The sequence below is a fragment of the Ruegeria sp. HKCCD6426 genome (genome assembly GCF_057221115.1).
This window is the reverse complement of the sequence record NZ_JBWVBF010000003.1, coordinates 782,997-800,183: the sequence shown is the minus strand read 5'-3', so window position 1 is coordinate 800,183 and position 17,187 is coordinate 782,997. Positions and strand designations below refer to the sequence as shown.

19 protein-coding genes are annotated in these 17,187 nt (G+C 57.7%); 10 read left to right on the top strand and 9 right to left on the bottom strand.

All coding sequences use genetic code 11. The features are described 5' to 3' along the window. From AC2TDA_RS12785 to AC2TDA_RS12775, 3 genes are all read left to right on the top strand, one after another. Positions 1–101, top strand: a 101-nt coding sequence (locus AC2TDA_RS12785; RefSeq protein ID WP_480879499.1) for a hypothetical protein, incomplete at its 5' end; no start/stop codon positions are given. 156 nt (positions 102–257) lie between these two features. Continuing rightward, the gene (locus AC2TDA_RS12780) at positions 258–671 is read left to right on the top strand and encodes a GNAT family N-acetyltransferase (RefSeq protein WP_480848278.1); all 414 of its coding nucleotides are present in this window, start codon (positions 258–260) and stop codon (positions 669–671) included. Positions 672–839: 168 nt separating this feature from the next. After that, positions 840–1,007 (top strand): hypothetical protein, encoded by a 168-nt coding sequence (locus tag AC2TDA_RS12775; RefSeq protein ID WP_480848276.1) that lies wholly within the window; start codon positions 840–842, stop codon positions 1,005–1,007. Here AC2TDA_RS12775 and AC2TDA_RS12770 read toward each other — a convergent pair. The 3 genes from AC2TDA_RS12770 to mazG form a co-directional block, all read right to left on the bottom strand. Beyond that, positions 1,004–1,453: an N-acetyltransferase family protein gene (locus AC2TDA_RS12770; RefSeq protein WP_480879486.1), complete on the bottom strand. Its 450-nt coding sequence runs from the start codon at positions 1,451–1,453 to the stop codon at positions 1,004–1,006. The genes AC2TDA_RS12775 and AC2TDA_RS12770 overlap by 4 nt on opposite strands. Next, a complete protein-coding gene (locus tag AC2TDA_RS12765; protein WP_480879485.1) occupies positions 1,450–2,391 on the bottom strand; it encodes a nucleoside hydrolase in 942 nt (313 codons plus the stop codon). The genes AC2TDA_RS12770 and AC2TDA_RS12765 overlap by 4 nt, the downstream gene beginning before the upstream one ends. 63 nt (positions 2,392–2,454) lie before the next feature. Next, on the bottom strand, positions 2,455–3,312 hold the full coding sequence (gene mazG, locus AC2TDA_RS12760; RefSeq protein ID WP_480879484.1) for a nucleoside triphosphate pyrophosphohydrolase: 858 nt from the start codon (positions 3,310–3,312) through the stop codon (positions 2,455–2,457). A gap of 66 nt (positions 3,313–3,378) precedes the next feature. On the opposite strand from mazG, the gene AC2TDA_RS12755 reads away from it, so the two are divergent. From AC2TDA_RS12755 to AC2TDA_RS12740, 4 genes are all read left to right on the top strand, one after another. Continuing rightward, positions 3,379–4,542, top strand: a complete 1,164-nt coding sequence (locus tag AC2TDA_RS12755) for a M20 aminoacylase family protein (RefSeq protein ID WP_480879483.1) — start codon at positions 3,379–3,381, stop codon at positions 4,540–4,542. Positions 4,543–4,595: 53 nt separating this feature from the next. Beyond that, positions 4,596–5,558, top strand: a complete 963-nt coding sequence (gene speB, locus AC2TDA_RS12750; protein ID WP_480879482.1) for an agmatinase — start codon at positions 4,596–4,598, stop codon at positions 5,556–5,558. Between the two features lie 84 nt (positions 5,559–5,642). Then, positions 5,643–6,590, top strand: coding sequence for an agmatinase (gene speB / locus AC2TDA_RS12745; RefSeq protein ID WP_480848267.1), 948 nt, complete (start codon positions 5,643–5,645; stop codon positions 6,588–6,590). A gap of 63 nt (positions 6,591–6,653) precedes the next feature. Further along, positions 6,654–7,058 carry a DUF1499 domain-containing protein gene (locus AC2TDA_RS12740; RefSeq protein WP_480848265.1) on the top strand — a complete coding sequence of 135 codons (405 nt, stop codon included), beginning with the start codon at positions 6,654–6,656 and terminating at the stop codon, positions 7,056–7,058. Positions 7,059–7,464: 406 nt separating this feature from the next. On the opposite strand, the gene AC2TDA_RS12735 is transcribed toward AC2TDA_RS12740, so the two are convergent. Beyond that, complete coding sequence (locus AC2TDA_RS12735) at positions 7,465–7,743, bottom strand: hypothetical protein (RefSeq protein ID WP_480848264.1); 279 nt, start codon at positions 7,741–7,743, stop codon at positions 7,465–7,467. Between the two features lie 63 nt (positions 7,744–7,806). On the opposite strand from AC2TDA_RS12735, the gene prfA reads away from it, so the two are divergent. From prfA to AC2TDA_RS12720, 3 genes are all read left to right on the top strand, one after another. Further along, positions 7,807–8,862 carry a peptide chain release factor 1 gene (gene prfA, locus AC2TDA_RS12730; RefSeq protein WP_480848292.1) on the top strand — a complete coding sequence of 352 codons (1,056 nt, stop codon included), beginning with the start codon at positions 7,807–7,809 and terminating at the stop codon, positions 8,860–8,862. Beyond that, entirely contained in the window at positions 8,859–9,704 is an 846-nt protein-coding gene (gene prmC, locus AC2TDA_RS12725) for a peptide chain release factor N(5)-glutamine methyltransferase (RefSeq protein WP_480848262.1), read from the top strand. Before prfA ends, prmC begins: the two co-directional genes overlap by 4 nt. Positions 9,705–9,943: 239 nt before the next feature. Next, positions 9,944–10,525 carry a DUF4167 domain-containing protein gene (locus AC2TDA_RS12720; protein WP_480879481.1) on the top strand — a complete coding sequence of 194 codons (582 nt, stop codon included), beginning with the start codon at positions 9,944–9,946 and terminating at the stop codon, positions 10,523–10,525. A 69-nt stretch (positions 10,526–10,594) separates the two neighbouring features. Here the strand turns inward: AC2TDA_RS12720 and rsmA are convergent, their stop codons facing one another. From rsmA to lptG, 5 genes are all read right to left on the bottom strand, one after another. Further along, positions 10,595–11,437, bottom strand: a complete 843-nt coding sequence (gene rsmA, locus AC2TDA_RS12715; protein ID WP_480879480.1) for a 16S rRNA (adenine(1518)-N(6)/adenine(1519)-N(6))-dimethyltransferase RsmA — start codon at positions 11,435–11,437, stop codon at positions 10,595–10,597. Positions 11,438–11,521: 84 nt separating this feature from the next. Continuing rightward, positions 11,522–12,487 (bottom strand): 4-hydroxythreonine-4-phosphate dehydrogenase PdxA, encoded by a 966-nt coding sequence (gene pdxA, locus AC2TDA_RS12710; protein WP_480879479.1) that lies wholly within the window; start codon positions 12,485–12,487, stop codon positions 11,522–11,524. After that, entirely contained in the window at positions 12,484–13,737 is a 1,254-nt protein-coding gene (locus tag AC2TDA_RS12705; RefSeq protein ID WP_480879478.1) for a peptidylprolyl isomerase, read from the bottom strand. The genes pdxA and AC2TDA_RS12705 overlap by 4 nt, the downstream gene beginning before the upstream one ends. Further along, positions 13,728–15,893 carry an LPS-assembly protein LptD gene (locus AC2TDA_RS12700; RefSeq protein ID WP_480879477.1) on the bottom strand — a complete coding sequence of 722 codons (2,166 nt, stop codon included), beginning with the start codon at positions 15,891–15,893 and terminating at the stop codon, positions 13,728–13,730. Before AC2TDA_RS12700 ends, AC2TDA_RS12705 begins: the two co-directional genes overlap by 10 nt. Continuing rightward, entirely contained in the window at positions 15,893–16,993 is a 1,101-nt protein-coding gene (lptG, locus tag AC2TDA_RS12695; protein WP_480879476.1) for an LPS export ABC transporter permease LptG, read from the bottom strand. Before lptG ends, AC2TDA_RS12700 begins: the two co-directional genes overlap by 1 nt. Between the last annotated feature and the right edge of the window lie 194 nt (positions 16,994–17,187).

Sequence of the window (17,187 nt, the reverse complement as noted above, 5' to 3'; positions counted from 1 at the left end):
CGCGCTCGGACCGGTTGGCGAAGTACAACCAGCTGATCCGCATCGAAGAGAGCCTGGGCGAAGTCGCCGAATACGCAGGACGCTCGATCCTTCGCACCTGACGATTGTGATGCTAAGCTGATCCTCGGTTTTCATCCGGGGATTGCGCTTTGCTGAATATAATTGAACCACAAACGCCGGACCACTTTGATGCGGTTCGGCGTTTGTGTTGGGAATATCGTGACTATTTGCTGTCGTTTAGTGGGAAGCCAAGGCGGATGGCCGAGGTGCTCTATCCCTATGACAAATACGCCCATCTGATGGAGGCCGTCGAAGCGGAACATACCCCTCCAAACGGGCGCACGCAGCTGGCCATGCTGGACGGGCAGGCTGTGGGGTGCGGCATGTTTCATACGATAGATAGGGGTGTCGCTGAAATAAAACGGGTCTATGTCAATGAAGAAGCGCGTGGCACCGGGGCCGGATGCGCACTTATGCAGTCGCTGATCGAAAAGTGCCGGAATGACGGGTATGACTATATCCGAATGGATACGGGCAAACACCAGGAGGCAGCGACTCGATTATACCTTTCGTTGGGCTTTGAGTTGCGCAACGCCTATTCCGATATCCCTGAGATTGCCAAGGAGCAACTGATCTTCTTTGAAATGGCGCTGCGCCCCGATAAATGCTGAGAAGTCGCTAACTACCGTTTTTTATTCATAATTACCCTGTTTTATTGCCCATTGGCACCGCAATTTTGGGTACTGGGCTGGCACAAACATCGTTATGTGTGAACTTGTACCTAACGTAGGGTAAGCGTCGTGGCCTATACTGATGGCATTGCAGTAAGGGGGGCTACAATGTCTGTATCAAAATTCCTTCTGGCGATTTCAGTACTCTCCGTCAGTTTCCTGGCCGCTTGCGCGGGCCCGGGCACCTATCCAATCACAGGGATGGAAGTGTCTCAGGATGACCCGGTCAAGGAGATGTACAATCCGGATCTGATTTTCCGCGGGGAATCCCGTTAAAGCGTCCTGCTCATCAGCATGTAACGCTCGCGGGGTCTGAAACCCGCACGTAAGTACAGTTTTTGCGCCGCCTCATTGGAGCGGTCGACCTCAAGATGCAGGGCAGTCAGCCCGGCTTCGGCAAGAGCTTTGGGGAGTTCGTGCAGCACCTCGGTTGCAATGCCGCGTCCTCGCACGGCTGGGCGGATGTATATCTCGTCCACGAATCCGTCCATGCCTCCGAATTCTACCGACCAGCCAAAAGTCAGGATGATGTATCCCAGCGGTGCCCGACCTGGCCCGATCAGATAAACACACCCGTGGGGGATGCCTTCGAGTAGGGGCAGAAGAGCCTCACGCCGTTGATCGGCATCCTGCTGGATGCCTGTCTCAGTATGGAAAGCAGCGACCAGAGCCATGAGGCGGTCCAGATCTTCGGGACGGGCAAGGCGGAGCGCGGCACTCATAGCTTCGCCAGTCGTTCAGTCAACAGCGCGAAAAAGCCATCCGCATCAACTTCGCCCATGAACATCGCATTTGGAGGGTGATCGGTGACGCGCCACCAATCCGCGACAGTCATTCCCATGGTCAGCTCAGACTGCGTCTCGATTTGTACGTTGATATGCCGTCCTTTGAACAGTTCAGGCTGGATCAAATAGGCGGTCACACAAGGGTCATGTAGCGGCGCGCCCTCGGACCCATATTTTTCCATGTCGAACCGTTCGAAAAAGTCGGTCATCTCGGCTACCGCATGACCAACTTTGGTACCTAGTGCGCGGAAGGCATTGTTGCGTTGCTTCGTGACCAGCGCATCATGCGTGACGTCCAGCGGCATAACCACAATGTGAACGCCAGATTTAAACACGATTTCAGCGGCTTCCGGGTCGACGTAAATGTTGAATTCTGCCGCTGGCGTGATGTTTCCGACCTCGAAATACGCCCCGCCCATCAGTACGATTTCCTGTACCCGGTCAATGACATCGGGCGCCTTTTGAAACGCCGTTGCAATGTTTGTCAGAGGGCCCAATGGGCAGAGCGTCACCGTTCCAGGTTCGTGCGCGCGCAGTGTGTCGATGATGAAATCAACGCCGTGGCCTTCGGTCAGTTCCATTTCGGGATCTGGAAGCTCAGGGCCGTCCAGACCGGTTTTTCCGTGCACATGTTCCGCCGTCACCAATGGGCGGTTAAGCGGTCGGTCGCACCCGGCATAGACAGGTATGTGGCTGTGCCCGGCCAGTTCGCAGACAATACATGCGTTCTTGGCAGTCAACTCCAACGGCACATTGCCAGCGACAGCGGTAATACCCAGTACTTCGATCTCTTCCGGGCTGGCTAGTGCCAGCAGAATGGCGACGGCGTCGTCCTGGCCGGGGTCGGTGTCGATGATGATCTTGCGCGGTGCCATGGCTGCCCTCTGGAGTATCGAAGGGCGGACACTGACAAGTGCCGCCCGCGTTGTCCAGTGGTTTTAGGCGTCGGTTGCAGCATCCACAGGCGGGAGTTTGCCGTTGGCCCGATGCTCTTCGATCTTCACTTCATCCCAGAGGGTGTCCATTTCTTCCAATGTACTGCCAGAGGGGGTTTTTCCACACGCTGCCAACCGCGCCTCGACCTGTTCAAAGCGGCGGGTGAATTTGGCGTTCGTGCGGCGCAGGGCAGCCTCGGGTTCGACGCCCAGATGTCGACCCAGATTGACTATCACGAACAGCAGGTCGCCGAATTCATCCTCAAGCGCGTCCGCGTCTTTGCTGTCGCGTGCCTCTTCCAGTTCAGCGGCTTCTTCGGTGATCTTGGCAAGCACGTGGCTGGCATCGGGCCAGTCGAACCCAACACGGGCGGCACGTTTCTGCAGCTTGTGGGCGCGCAACAGGGCGGGCAGGTTGGCAGCCACACCGTCCAGCGCGCCTTTTTGCTCCTTGCCGGCGCGTTCAGCGGCCTTGATAGTCTCCCAGTCCAGCGTCTGTTGCTCGGCGGATTTATCGCGGGATTCGTCGCCGAAGACATGCGGATGACGGGCCACCATCTTGTCTGACATGGTGCGCACCACGTCCTGAAAGGCGAAATGTCCGGCTTCCTCGGCCATCTGAGCGTGAAACACGGACTGGAACAGCAAGTCGCCCAATTCGCCCTTCAGTTCGTCCCAGGCCTTCCGTTCGATGGCGTCTGCGACCTCATAGGCTTCTTCGATCGTGTAGGGGGCGATGGTGCCGAAATCCTGTTCGACATCCCATGGACATCCCGATTTCGGATCGCGCAGACGGCGCATGATTTCCAGTAAACGCTCAATCCCGGCGTCCGAGTCATGGATCAGCGGATTTTCAGCCATTGCGAAGCCCCTTATTCCGGTGTCAGATGCATCCATCTCGCAGCTTGGATCAGGAGTCCACCCCAGATGCCCGTCGTCAACCGTATTGCTGGTTATGCCGCTGACATGACCAAATGGCGCCAGCACCTGCATTCGATCCCCGAACTGGAGTTTGATTGCTTCGAGACTGCAGCATTTGTGGCGGAACGCCTGCGCGAGTTCGGTGTGGATGAATTGCACGAGGGCATCGCTAAAACCGGAATCGTCGCAATCATCAATGGGCAGGGCGAGGGGGCAACGATCGGTTTGCGTGCGGACATGGATGCGTTACCGATTCCAGAAGAGACCGGTGTTGATTATGCCTCGAAAAAAACGGGCAATATGCATGCCTGCGGTCATGACGGTCACACAACAATGTTGTTGGGCGCGGCACGTTATCTGGCCGAGACGCGGAATTTCAGCGGCCGGGTTGCTTTGATCTTTCAACCCGCCGAAGAGGAAGGCGGTGGAGCCGGAGTGATGGTCGAAGAGGGCATCATGGATCGCTTCGATATCTCTCAGGTCTATGCGCTGCACAATGCGCCCGGATTTGACCAGGGCTCGTTCTACACAACGCCGGGTCCGATCATGGCGGCCGTCGACACGTTCGAAGTGCACATTCAGGGGGTTGGCGGGCATGGGGCCATGCCGCACGAAACCCGTGATCCGGTTATGGCAGCCTGCGGTATCGCGCAGGCAATCCAGACGATCGTCAGCCGCAATCACTACGCTTTGGATGATCTGGTAGTGTCTGTGACGCAGATTCACACAGGTACAGTGAACAACGTGATCCCCGATACGGCCTTTATCAACGGTACGGTGCGCACCTTCGATCCCAACGTCCAGAAAATGGTGATGGAGCGGATGGAGCAGATCGTGCAGGGGCAGGCGACCTCATATGGGGTCACGGCGCGTCTGGAATACGACGTGAGCTATCCCGCCACCATCAACGATGCCGACAAGGCCGCTTTCGCCGCCGATGTTGCGCGCGAGGTCTCGGGGGCTGAGCGCGTTAATGGCAATATGGGGCGCGAAATGGGGGCCGAGGATTTCTCCTATATGCTTCAGGAACGGCCCGGTGCCTATCTGTTTCTCGGGCAGGGTGAAGGCGCGGGCCTGCACCACCCGAAATACAACTTCAACGACGAAATCGCGCCGGTGGGTGCATCCTTTTTCGCGAGAATCGTGGAAAAGGCGCTGCCTGTGGCTTGACGTTAGCGCGCGTCGCCGACCCGTCGGGAACTTTGGGAGGAAGATAACCCGAAATGGCATTGGAAGATGCAAAAACTCAGGTGGACGAGGCGTTCACCAACCCGGACCTCAAAGGTTTGTCCTATGAGAATACATTTGGCGGGGCGACATCGTTTCTGCGCCGGCTGTACACGAAAGAACTGAAGGGCGTCGACATTGCGGTGACCGGTGTGCCCTTTGATCAGTCAGTGACCAACCGTCCCGGCACACGCTTGGGACCGCGCGCGATCCGCGAGGCCAGCGCCCTGCAATCGCCGGATGCGCCCTATGGCTGGCCTTTCGATGCGCTGAGCGAGTTGGCGATCATCGATTATGGCGACATGGCTTATGACTATGCCAACATCCCGGCTTTTCCTGACACGCTGACCGAGCACATCCGTACCATTCTGGCGGCTGATGTGGCCTCGGTCACGCTGGGCGGGGATCACTATATCAGTTTTCCGATCCTGAAAGCCTACGCGGAGAAATACGGGCCGATGTCTCTGCTGCAATTCGATGCGCATACGGACACGTGGGCCGACGATGACATGTCCCGCGTGGATCACGGCACCATGTTCTATAAGGCGGTGAAGCTGGGGCTTGTGGACCCGAAGCGTTCAGTCCAGGTGGGAATACGCACGAGTAACGAGGACACTCTGGGTGTTAATATCATCGACGCGCGAGAAGTGTACGAGTCCGGTCCGGCCGCCGTGGCGCAAAAGATCAAGAGCATCCTGGGCGACAGTCCGGTTTACCTGAGTTTCGATATCGACGGGCTGGACCCGGCATTTGCACCCGGAACCGGAACGCCGGTATGGGGCGGGCTGACCTCGATTCAGACCCAGATCATCTTGCGCGACATAGCTGGGATCAACATCAAGGGTGGGGACGTGGTCGAGGTTTCGCCACCGTTTGATACCTCGGGTGCAACGGCGATTGCAGGGGCGCATGTGGCGACTCAGATCATCTGTCTGCTCGGGTGGGGCAAGCTGACTTAAGAGTTTTGGCTGGGGCTTTAACTTTTGGTTAGCCAAACTTCCGCTATTTGCTTCCATGAATGGCCGGATGGGAGAACAACACGCATGATAGACTTCAACCAACCGATCAGCGGTAATGATCTTGCGCGGTTTTCCGGGCCGAACACCTTCATGCGGCTGCCTCAGGCGTCTTCGCTGGAGGGGTTGGATGTGGCGGTTCTGGGAATTCCGATGGATATCGGAACTTCGTGGCGGTCGGGCACACGGTTCGGACCGAAACAGATCCGCAGCGAAAGCGCGATGATCCGGCCCTACAACATGGCCACCTTCGCCGCGCCCTTTGACAGTTTGCAAATCGCCGATATCGGCGATTTGGCGATCAACACGTTTTCGCTGCCGGACAGTCTGAAGATCATCAAGGAAAGCTATGACGGCATTCTGGCGCAGAACGTGATCCCGGTCGCGATGGGTGGGGACCATTCGATCACTCTGCCTATTCTACGCGCGATTGCCGCCAAGCATGGTCCGGTGGCGCTGGTCCACGTGGACGCTCATGCCGACGTCAATGACGAGATGTTTGGCGAGCGTGAGACCCACGGCACAGTCTTTCGCCGGGCTTATGAGGAAGGGCTGATCGTTCCAGACAAGACTTTTCAGATCGGCATTCGCGGTTCGGGCTACGCCGCCAGTGATTTTACTGAGGCCCAAGGCTGGGGTTTCCGCCAGTTTCCCGCATGGGAGCTGTGGCAGCAAAACCTGACCGAGATCGGCTCGCAAATCCGCAAGACGGTGGAGGATCATCCGGTCTATATCACCTATGACATCGACAGTTTGGATCCGGCTTACGCACCCGGCACTGGTACGCCCGAAATTGGCGGGCTCACGACGCCGCAGGCGCTACAATTGATACACGCGCTGCAGGGGATGAACGTTGTGGGTTACGATCTGGTTGAGGTTTCTCCGCCCTACGATCCTTCCGGCAACACAGCGTTAACTGCAGCGAACCTGTTGTTCGAATTGCTGTGCATCCTGCCCGGGGTGACGCAACGGTAGGCACCCGACTGGGTTGTGCTGCTTGTGCTTCGGGATAGGGTCCGCTGAAAGGACAGGATCGGGATGAAGAAGATGGTGCTTTTGCTGTTTGTGGGGGCGGTGGTAGTGGCTGGCGCCTATGTCCGTCTGGCACCGTCCGATCCTGGACTTTGGCATGCCAGCCCAATTGGCGAGGCGGATCGGGATATGGCAGGCGGCGTGATCCGCGTGATCGAAACCGGCCCGGACGGTTTGGCGCGTCTGGACGCGATTGCGCGCGAGACGCCTCGGACCCGGGTACTGGCCGGTTCGGCAGAGGAGGGGATGGTGACTTACGTCACGCGCTCACTCGTGGCGGGATTTCCTGATTATACGACAGTGCAGCAGGACGGGGACAGGCTGCGCATTCATGCAAGGTTGCGCTTTGGGCGCAGGGATTTCGGGGTAAATAAGGCGCGGGTTGATGAGTGGCTAAGTAACCTGAAATGATTTGAGAATGCTACTCAGCGTCTCAATATCGGTGTCATGAGCGAATACGAAAGAAAGTTTCCATGCGCGGTTGAAGAGTTGAGGCGTGCCGGCATATGGAAAACTGCGAAAGTGCCCGCTTCAATTAGGTAATTAAGAAAATTGGGTTTCGAACCAAGGCCGCAGTGGTACCATTCCGTGGCCGTAAGTATCGCATGCCGCACGTTGACGTTCCCAACGATTCAGATCGTTCTCAAATATCTGAATGGGTGGAGGCCGGGAACCCACAACCTGCGGCCACTAATATTTGAATATTCTGGCGGCAGCGTATTGGCGGGAGGCCAGTTTTAAGCATTTATTGGCAGGGATTGTAGAAGGAAGAAACTTAGCCGCTGGCGTGACCTTTGAGGGTCAGAAAACCCAATTCTCACAAGTTTGCAAACCCGTTCTTTGGTTCGGAGTTCTGCTGCAATCCTGACGACAAACACCCTTCCTGCACCTCACGCCACATCGGCACGTTCAGCGACATCTGGCATTGCGCCATAAACATCCTGCCATCGACCTGTAGACAAATCATCTCGCCCAGCTCGACGCGGGTGCCTGATTTGTCGGTACAATAGCAATCTTGAACCTTGCCACCAGGGCCTACGACGTCGGCCATTGCAGGAGTGGCGCAAAGGGCGAGAGCAAGTACAATCCGTTTCATGCATATAAGCTTAGCACAAGCCTGGCCCTTGACCAAAGCCTCGGGATGATAGACACCGCCCGAATGATCCCAGAAGAACGCCTTGAACAGATAACCCAGCGATTCCAATACCTCGAAGCTGCCATGGCTGACGGCGCCTCGGGCGGGGACATCGCGGCATTGGCTAAGGAATACTCTGATCTCAAGCCTGTCGTCGATCAAATCATGGCTTGGCGTCAACTCGTGGCTGATCTGGCCGAGGCAGAGGCGATGTTGGCCGACCCAGATATGAAGGAACTGGCCGAAGAAGAACTTGCCGGTCTTAAAACCAGCATCCCGGAAGCTGAGCATGCGCTGCAACTGGCGTTGTTGCCCAAAGACGCGGCGGACGCGCGTCCAGCAATGCTGGAAATCCGGCCGGGCACCGGCGGCGACGAGGCGGCGCTGTTCGCCGGCGACCTGTTGCGGATGTACCAGCGATACGCCGAGGCGCGCGGTTGGCAAATTGAGATCATTGAAGAACAGGCGTCCGATCTGGGCGGAATCAAAGAGGTTGTCGCCCATATCAAAGGGGACAATGTCTTTGCCCGGATGAAATACGAATCTGGCGTACACCGCGTGCAGCGCGTGCCTGAAACCGAGAGCGGCGGGCGGATTCACACCTCGGCGGCCACGGTTGCAGTTCTGCCCGAGGCCGAAGATGTAGACATCCAAATTGACGCCAATGACCTACGCATCGATACAATGCGCAGCTCGGGCGCGGGTGGGCAGCATGTAAACACGACCGACTCGGCCGTGCGGATCACGCACTTGCCCAGCGGCATCGTGGTAACCAGCTCTGAAAAATCTCAGCATCGCAACCGCGAGATTGCCATGCAGGTGCTGAAGACGCGTCTTTACGATCTGGAACGCCAGCGGATCGACAGTGAACGCTCGGCGGACCGGGCCAGCCAGGTGGGGTCGGGCGACCGTTCGGAGCGGATCAGAACTTACAATTTCCCGCAAGGGCGCATGACCGATCACCGTATCAACCTGACGCTCTATAAGCTGGATCAGGTGATGCAGGGCGATCTTGACGAGGTGATTGATGCATTGACTGCCGACGATCAGGCGCGCCTGTTGGCTGAGATGGCGCAATGACCGGCGCACAAACAGCGGCACAGGCAATGGTTGCGGCCACCGCGCGCTTACGTGCGGCAGGCGTGCCGGATCCGGCACGCGACGCGCGTCTGTTGTTGGCTCATGCCGCCCGCGTTGAAGCTAGCCGCGTAACCCTGATTGCGCCTGAAGAACTGCCTTTGGATATCGCCGAGCGCTATGACCAGTTGGTCTCGCTGCGCGCTATCAGGGTACCGGTTTCACATCTGTTGGGCGAACGGGAGTTTTACGGCCGTCGGTTTCGGGTCAGTGGAGATGTACTGGACCCGCGACCGGAAACCGAGGCGCTGATTGAGGCGGCACTTAGCCAGCCGTTCGATCATGTACTGGATTTGGGCGTAGGATCTGGCTGTATTCTGATCACTCTATTGGCGGAACGGTCCAGTGCTTCCGGCGTAGGTGTTGATCTTAGCGAGGCTGCGTGCCTGCAAGCCAGCGCCAATGCGGTGCAGCATCAGGTGCAGAATCGGATTGAAGTTCTCCAGTCAAACTGGTTCGAGAACATTGAGGGGCAATTTGACCTGATTGTTTCAAATCCGCCGTATATCTCGCTGTCCGAAATGGATGAGCTGTCCCCAGAAGTTCGCGAGCATGAACCGCGTCTGGCTCTGACGGATGAAGGTGACGGGCTGGGCGCTTATCGCCATATCGCGGCTTCCGCACCAGATTTTCTGGCACCAGGGGGGCGAATATTAGTGGAGATCGGGCCGAAACAAGCTGCAGATGTCTCTGCTTTGTTCGATGCAGCGGGCTTATCAAATATCCGCGTGATCCCCGATCTGGATGGCCGCGACCGCGTTATCGGCGCCAAAATGCCGGGGTAAAATGCGTTATTGCGGCTAAAAAACGCCGGTGAAAGTAAAAAAGCTGCGAATTTTCCGAGAAACCCCTTGTCTGCGCGGGCAGGACATGTTTACTCAGGATTAGTCGGCGAGGTTGACGCTGTTTCAGCGCACCCCTGACGCCAAGCCCAAAAAGTCGACAATACGTTACGGCACAAGCCACTGAGCAGCGTAAGGTACGGGTTGATCGACAGCGAATGACAAGGCTGACGTAAAGTAAGATGAGATCCTCCAAATCCCGCTCGCGGGCCAAGAACAACCGCAATCGTCCTTCTGGCGGCAACGTCGTAAACCGGGTTTTTGACAGCTCGGGTCCTGAGGGCAAAGTGCGCGGCACACCGCAGCAGATCATTGACAAGTACAATCAGTTGGCGCGTGACGCTCAGCTGTCCAATGACCGTGTGGCCGCCGAAAACTTTCAGCAACACGCCGAGCATTATCTGCGCATGTTAAGCGAAGCGCAGCGCGAAATGGAAGCGCGCCGCGAAGAGCAGGAGCGCCAGAACCGCGAGCGCCAGGCCGAGCGTGACCGCGAACGCGCCGAACGCCAGGAACGCGAAGCAGCGCGTCAATCGGACCCGGCTGAAGCACCGCAACCGGATGTGATGGACTTCACCCCCGAGGCTGCTGCGCCCGAGTCTGGCCTGGTCGAGACTCCGGAAAGCAAAGGCGAAGCGCCTGCCGCAGGTGCCGAGGCGCCGGAGCGCAAAGAAAAACCGGCGCGCAAACCGCGTGCCCGCAAGCCCAAACCTGCACCGGAACCGGCTGCGGATGACGGTGATGCTCCCGAGGCCGCGGAGTAACCGGACTTTCTCGGAACAGTAATGATTAAAAACCCTGGCTTGGTTGCCGGGGTTTTTTGTTGTCTGATGTCAGGGTTTGCGAATCTCGCGGGCCAGCGCACAGAACGCCTCAATCGGAACCTGTTCGGCGCGTTCGGTGGGTTTGATCCCGGCGGCGGTCAGGCGATCTTCGATGTCCGGAGCCACGCCTCTCAACGAAGCGCGCAGCATTTTTCGACGCTGGTTGAAGGCCGCGGCGACGACACGCGACAGGGTTGCGGCGTCGGCCAGATAACGCGGCTCGGGTAGGGCGGTCAGGTGAACCACAGCGCTGGAGACCTTGGGCGGCGGTGTAAAGGCCCCAGGGGGTAGCGACATGGCGATGTTCGCATCGGCCCGCCATTGGGCAAGGATAGCGAGGCGACCATAGGCTTTGCTGCCCGGCTGGGCCGTTATGCGTTCAGCTACTTCCCGTTGAAACATCAGGGTGAGGCTTTGCCAGAAGGGCGGCCATTCGGGTGGGGTCAGCCAGCGGACCAGCAGTTCTGTACCCACGTTGTAGGGCAAGTTGGCGGCAACTCGAATAGGCGGCGTAAGGTGCGCCAGCGGATCGATCTCCAGTGCGTCGCCATTGATGACTTCCAGCCGGTCGGGATAGGCGGCGGCAATGTCATTCAGGGCGGCAATACAACGCGTGTCCTTTTCGAGGGCAACCACCTTGCGCGCGCCCTCGGAAAGAAGGCCGCGCGTCAAGCCACCGGGACCCGGTCCGATCTCAAGCACATCACAGGCGGTAAGGTCGCCAGCCTGCCGGGCGATCTTGGCGGTCAGGTTGAGGTCGAGCAGAAAATTCTGACCCAGCGATTTTCGGGCCGACAGCTGATGCGTGGCGATGACTTCGCGCAGGGGGGGGAGGGTGTCGATTGAACTCATGGTCAAATTACCGTGGCGCGATTTGGACCGCGGGCCCCTGAGGTATACTGCCTCTGGCCGGCGTGTTTTCAGCAAGATGACCCATCAGCGGGATTGTGCCATCTTTTGCGCCATCTTCAAGGCCTCGATCAAACTGGTCGGTGTGGCGATACCCTGACCTGCTATGTCCAGCGCGGTGCCGTGATCGGGTGAAGTGCGGATGAAGGGCAGCCCCAGCGTCACGTTCACGCCGCGGTCGAAGTCCAGCGTTTTGATCGGAATAAGGGCTTGGTCGTGATACATCGCGATAGCGGCATCGTACCGTGCGCGGGCGGCGGCATGAAACATCGTATCCGCAGGGTGCGGGCCAGTAACCGAGTAGTCGTGCGGGTTAAGATCAGCCAGCAGGGACGCGATCCAATCCAGCTCCTCCGTCCCCATTTTCCCACCTTCGCCAGCATGAGGATTGAGGCCGGCAACAGCGATACGCGGCTGGGCAATTCCAAATTGGGTACGCAGCCCGTCGGCGGTAATATCAATGGTTTCGCGCAAAAGCTCAGGCGTCAGCGCTGTGGGTACCTGCGACAAGGGAATATGGATCGTAGCTGGTACCACGCGCAATTGGTCGCTTGCCAACATCATGACGACACGATTGCGCCCGGCAAGGGCGGCCAGAAACTCGGTATGACCAGGATAGGCAAAGCCCGCTCCGTCGATCAGCGCTTTCTTGTGAATTGGCGCGGTGCACAGTGCGGAAGCCGCGCCGGACTGTACCAGTCTGACACCGTGTTCAATGGCCGCAATAACCGAGGATGCGTTACGCGGGTCTGGTTGCCCCGGAACATTGGGGGCAGGGAAATCCATAGGCAGAACCGGCAGGGCCGTGCCGCTTGCGGCCTGCGCCTGAGAGAGGTCCGTCAACTCGGCAACCGGGGTGCCCTTGGGCAGATGAGAAGCGTCCCCGAGGTAGACGAAAGGGCATGTGTCGCGCAAAGCGTTCCACGCTTTTGCTGCAATTTCCGGTCCTACACCAGCGGGGTCACCGCAGCTGAGCGCGATCGGGGTTGTCATTGCTCGATGATTATTGCGTCGGCCCTGAGCTGTTCCAGCAGGCTTTCAGCTAAGGCCTGCAGCCGTTGCTGGGTCAAAGCGTTAACAACGTCCACGCGGGTGGTGTCTTCACCAAGGTCGCGTGTGCGGTTGCACATCATCAGGAACACAAGTGTTTGCCCATTGTTGCGTGTCAGAGCGGTTGAGACTTCATTCGGGTCTAGCTTTGCCAGCTCCAATGCGACATCGCGCGGAATCTCAGATGGCGCCGCTGAGACGCGGTCCAGCACCTCGGGCGGTTGGTCTTTTGCAACGCCATAGAGATCGTCGCAGGTATCGATTTCTTCTTGCAGCCGGGCTGCTGACGCCAGTGTTTCGGCGCTGCGTCCACCGGGCAAGTAGTACATCGCATAATCGATCTTGGAATAACGCGGCGCGCCAGTGGAAACCTCACGCAAGCCGCGCATCTGGAACAACGCCACCGCATTGGGCAAAGTCAGAGGTTCAGTGATTTCGCCATTCTTCAGCCCCAGTATGACCGGCTGCAGCGCGGGCGGTAGATTGGTGATCGGCAGCCAGTCCAGACGACCTCCATTGTCGCGTGTGGCGGCCGCTGAGTATTGCGCTGCCGCGGACGAAAACGCCTCTTGGCTGTCCAGCTTCGCGATCTCTGCGGCCAGAGCGTCCGCTTGGGCAAGTGTTTGTTGGGTGACCGGAATGATAAGTTCGGACAACAGAACCTGCAATCCGCCGCCGCCACCCTGGCCCAGAGCGCGGTTGACCTCTTCCTGGCTCGGGCGTGCTTGGGAAATGAAGCGCGCCGATACGTAATCCCGCCAGGACATCTGATCGGCTACGAAGTCTCGGACGGTTTCCGGATCGACGCCGGCTTCGCTGAGCAACTGCAAAAACTGTTCGGTGCTCAGCTGACCGCGAGCGGCAAATTCGTCGATGCCAGTCTGCACGTCTTCGGGGGCGGCTTGAATGCCCGCTTCTCGCATGGCTTGCTTACGTAGACGATCATCTATCAGGGCCTGACGAACCTCGGCCTCTGAACTGCCGGGAACCCCGAGAATTTCCAAGAACTGCTGACGTTGCTGAAGCTCGTACCAGGTAACGATATCCTGATTGACCCGGATGGCCGGCGAAAACAGGCTTTGACCATTAGCCTGCGGTGGGACCACAGCTATTAAAGCAGCAGCCAGCGTCGGTATGACCGGCTTGAACCAGCCAGAACGGATTAACTTAGTGAAACCTGAGATCAGCTGCATGACTTTTTATACTTCTTACCACCGCTTTCGACGGAATACCCCGTCAGGGCAACGGTAAAGCCGATTTCCGTCGAAGGCTCAATACTTGATGTTGAGGTAAAGCGCCGTCTTACGGACATGTTAACCTGCACGCATTCATTAGTGTAAGTGACACCCACGCCAAACCGGATGGGTTCGGATTCGGCCAGATCATAACGTGCAAAGGCAGTGGTCAACCAGTTCTGATCGATACGGTGACGTCCGGTAAGCCTGACCTCCGAGATTTCATCACCGGGGTTTTCCGCAGGGTCGGGCTCCTGCCAGACATAGCTGCCGGTCAGCCGGGTGTCGTCTTTGGTCCAGGCGGTTCGGACTTCGGCTTTGCTAAAGCTGAAATCGTCGTCCAGCAACCCGCGCCCAGCCAGTGTAAGGCCTTTGCCATTGTCCAATTGACCGGCCAGCAAAATGTCAGACGCGGTGCCCTGCAATCCCGATGTCAGTGTGAAGTCAGGGTCCGCAGTCGTTCGAAATACCTGCCCAATGGTGGCCTGCGCGCGCCAGCCTGAGGTGTCGAACCGTGACCAATTTACGCCAAATACCGCAGTGGTTCCGTCTTCACGCCGATCTTCGGCGGGAAAGCGTGACAGAGACAGCAGGTTGCCGTGATCGAATTCCTGAAATGTACTCTCGTCATTTGGAACGTCCGTGTCTGACACATGAGTCCAGCCAACCTGCGCAATCGGTTCCAGAATCTGTGTTGCGCCCGATGCTTCCCGGCGCAGCAGAGGATAGCGCAAGGTCAGAGCAGCGCGTGGAGTGGATCGGGTGATGGTATTGGGGTATGCGCTGTCATTCCGGATATCAAACGTATCGACCGAAGTCCCGATCTGCGCGTCGGCCCGAAGCCCTGTAGCAAATGTCCAGCTGCGCAGCCATTCGGCATCAAACGTTGCCCGCGCAACATCGCGGCCTATAACGTCTTGATCGCTGGTGCGTTCGTGAGCGTGTCCGATGAAGGCCATCTGAACTTCACCGCCCAGGCCTGTCGGGAAATAGCGTTTTCGATAGTTCAGGTCAAACACGCGCGACGGAATTTCGTCCTGCTGCTCACTGTCGCGGAGGGTTTCATAGTGGATAAACCCGGTTTTGAAGGCCGTGTCGCGTTTGATCCGTTCCAGCGCGATTTCGCTGCGCAGCCGGTCGTAGTCGGGCAAGCCGTAGTCCGCAAGATAGGCGTCGTCTGACGTGGTCTCGATATTGAAAGTCAATCGGTAGTCATTCTTCAGATTGAACCAACCATCGGCGAAAAAGTATCCCCTGTTCTCATCCAGCCGAAGATCGTCGCGTGTAAAAGCACCTTCGAACTGAATGCGACCGTTTTTGAACGCCTGTCGATAACGATAGCCCAGCGTACGGGTTTTGGGCGACACGTACGGTGTCAGGGTCAGATCCTTGTGGTCGCCCAATTTGAAGAAATAGGGAACCTGCACACCTGTTCCCAGTTGCGACGTCGTGCGAATTGACGGCACCAGGAACCCGGTTGCTCGTTCCAATGTCGGGTCCGGCAAACGCAGGGCAGGGAAGTAGAAAACGGGTACGTCAAGAATGCGGAACTGCGCATTTTCGAAATACAATTGTTGTTCGACTTGATCATGGGTCACCTTTCGCGCCCGGATTTGCCACAGCGGCGGTCGGCCATTTGCGCAAACGTGACACGAGGTGGCCGCGACCTTACTGAACTGCGTATACCGGCCGGCAGCGCGGTTGGCTTGAACTGAAGCTATTTGCAATTGCTGATCAAACACCATTCGTGCCCCGGTCAGCAGGCCGTTCTGAAAACCACTGTCCAGTTGCGCGGTGTCGGCCAAAAGCGTAGATTGACCACCTTGATCAATGCGAATGGGACCTGTCAGGGACAGCTCTCCGGTATCCCGATCATAAATCACTTTTTGAGCGGTCAGCTTAATATCGCCTTGAAACGCTTCGACATTGCCCTCGGCCACCAACTTACGGTCGGCGGTGATAAAGACCTTGTCCGCGACCAGCAGAGCGGGTTCTTCCTGTTCCGCCGTCGACTGATCCTGGTTTGAGGTGTCAGCCGTGGACTGCGCCACCCCTGCCATGGGAAGCGAAAGAATCAATGTGCTGGACAAGAGAAGCTTGAGGATTGGCCGCATCAGCCATCCTCCGCATGAAGCAATAAGCCCAAGGATAGCAGAACAGCGGCAAAGGGTGGGGCCCAGGCAGATACGATTATTGGCAATTGGCCGTTTTCTCCTAGAATCTGCGCAAAATTGCGGACGAAATAGATCGCAAAGCCCAACAGAACCGCAGTCAGAACCGCGACCCCGGTTCCGCCAAACCGAACGTGGCGCATGGTGAAAGCAGCTCCGATCAGCACCATCGAAACGAGAAAGAAGGGGCGCGCCAACTGCACTTGAAGCCAGACTTCATATTGTTTTGTGGAGAAACCTGCCTCGCGCAGATCCCGAATCAATTGAGGCAGGTCGTAGACGGATACGGAATCCTGTTGGCCCAATGTGTCGATGATCCGGTCCCGAGTCAGCGTGGTCGGCAGGTTCAGGGTCTCGTGCAAAATAGCGTTCGTTTCAGGGTTCAGATCATTCTGCAAGGTCCAGACTTTAGCCTGACTCAAGGCCCAATGTCCGTTGTCCAATTGGGCGCGGTCAGCGATAATCTGCTCGATCGGTTTGCCGTCAGATGAAAACGTAGTGATTGTCACGTCGCGCAGGCCGAACTTGTCACCGTTCAGGGTGCCCAAAGCATGGATGACCGACTGTCCCGCGGCCGAGCCCTGTCTTAGCCACAAGCCCTCACGGCTGATGGACAGGGTTGAGCTTCCGTTGTTGCGAAAACTGTCCGACAGTCGCTGGTACTCCTCGGACGTGGCGGCGGCAAACGGGTTGAGAAGTGCCACGGTCAGTGTGCCAATCAACAGTGCCAGCGCGACCGGAGCGGCAAGGGCGCGTATGCCAGACCGGCCGATGGCGCGCGTGACCACCAATTCCGAGCTGCGCGCAAGGCCGACAAACAGCGCTATTGTGGACAGGATCATCAGCAGCGGCAGCATCTCGCTGATGGCCGCTGGCGTGTTGAGTAAAGTCAGTCGCATCAACTGACCAAACGACAAGTTGGCTTCCTCGAAGCGCCTGGCCTGCTCGATCAGGTCGATCAGCATCATCAGTGTTAGAAAAATGCCGCCGATGACAACAAAGCTCTGAATAAAACGGCGGGCAAAGTAACGGTCGAGGATCACGCAGGCACCCTCGGTCTTCGCTTGTGATCGGGAATCACTCGTGCCGTGCCGCGGCATGCTGGCTTATGCTTGCCGAATTTTGTCACTTCACTGCCCCCTGATACCTGCCGTTGTTTTCGGGCGACCTTAATGTAATTGCGGTGCGGGGAAAACTGCTATCTGGTCAACTGCGGCGGTGCGGGCTAGGTCTTGTG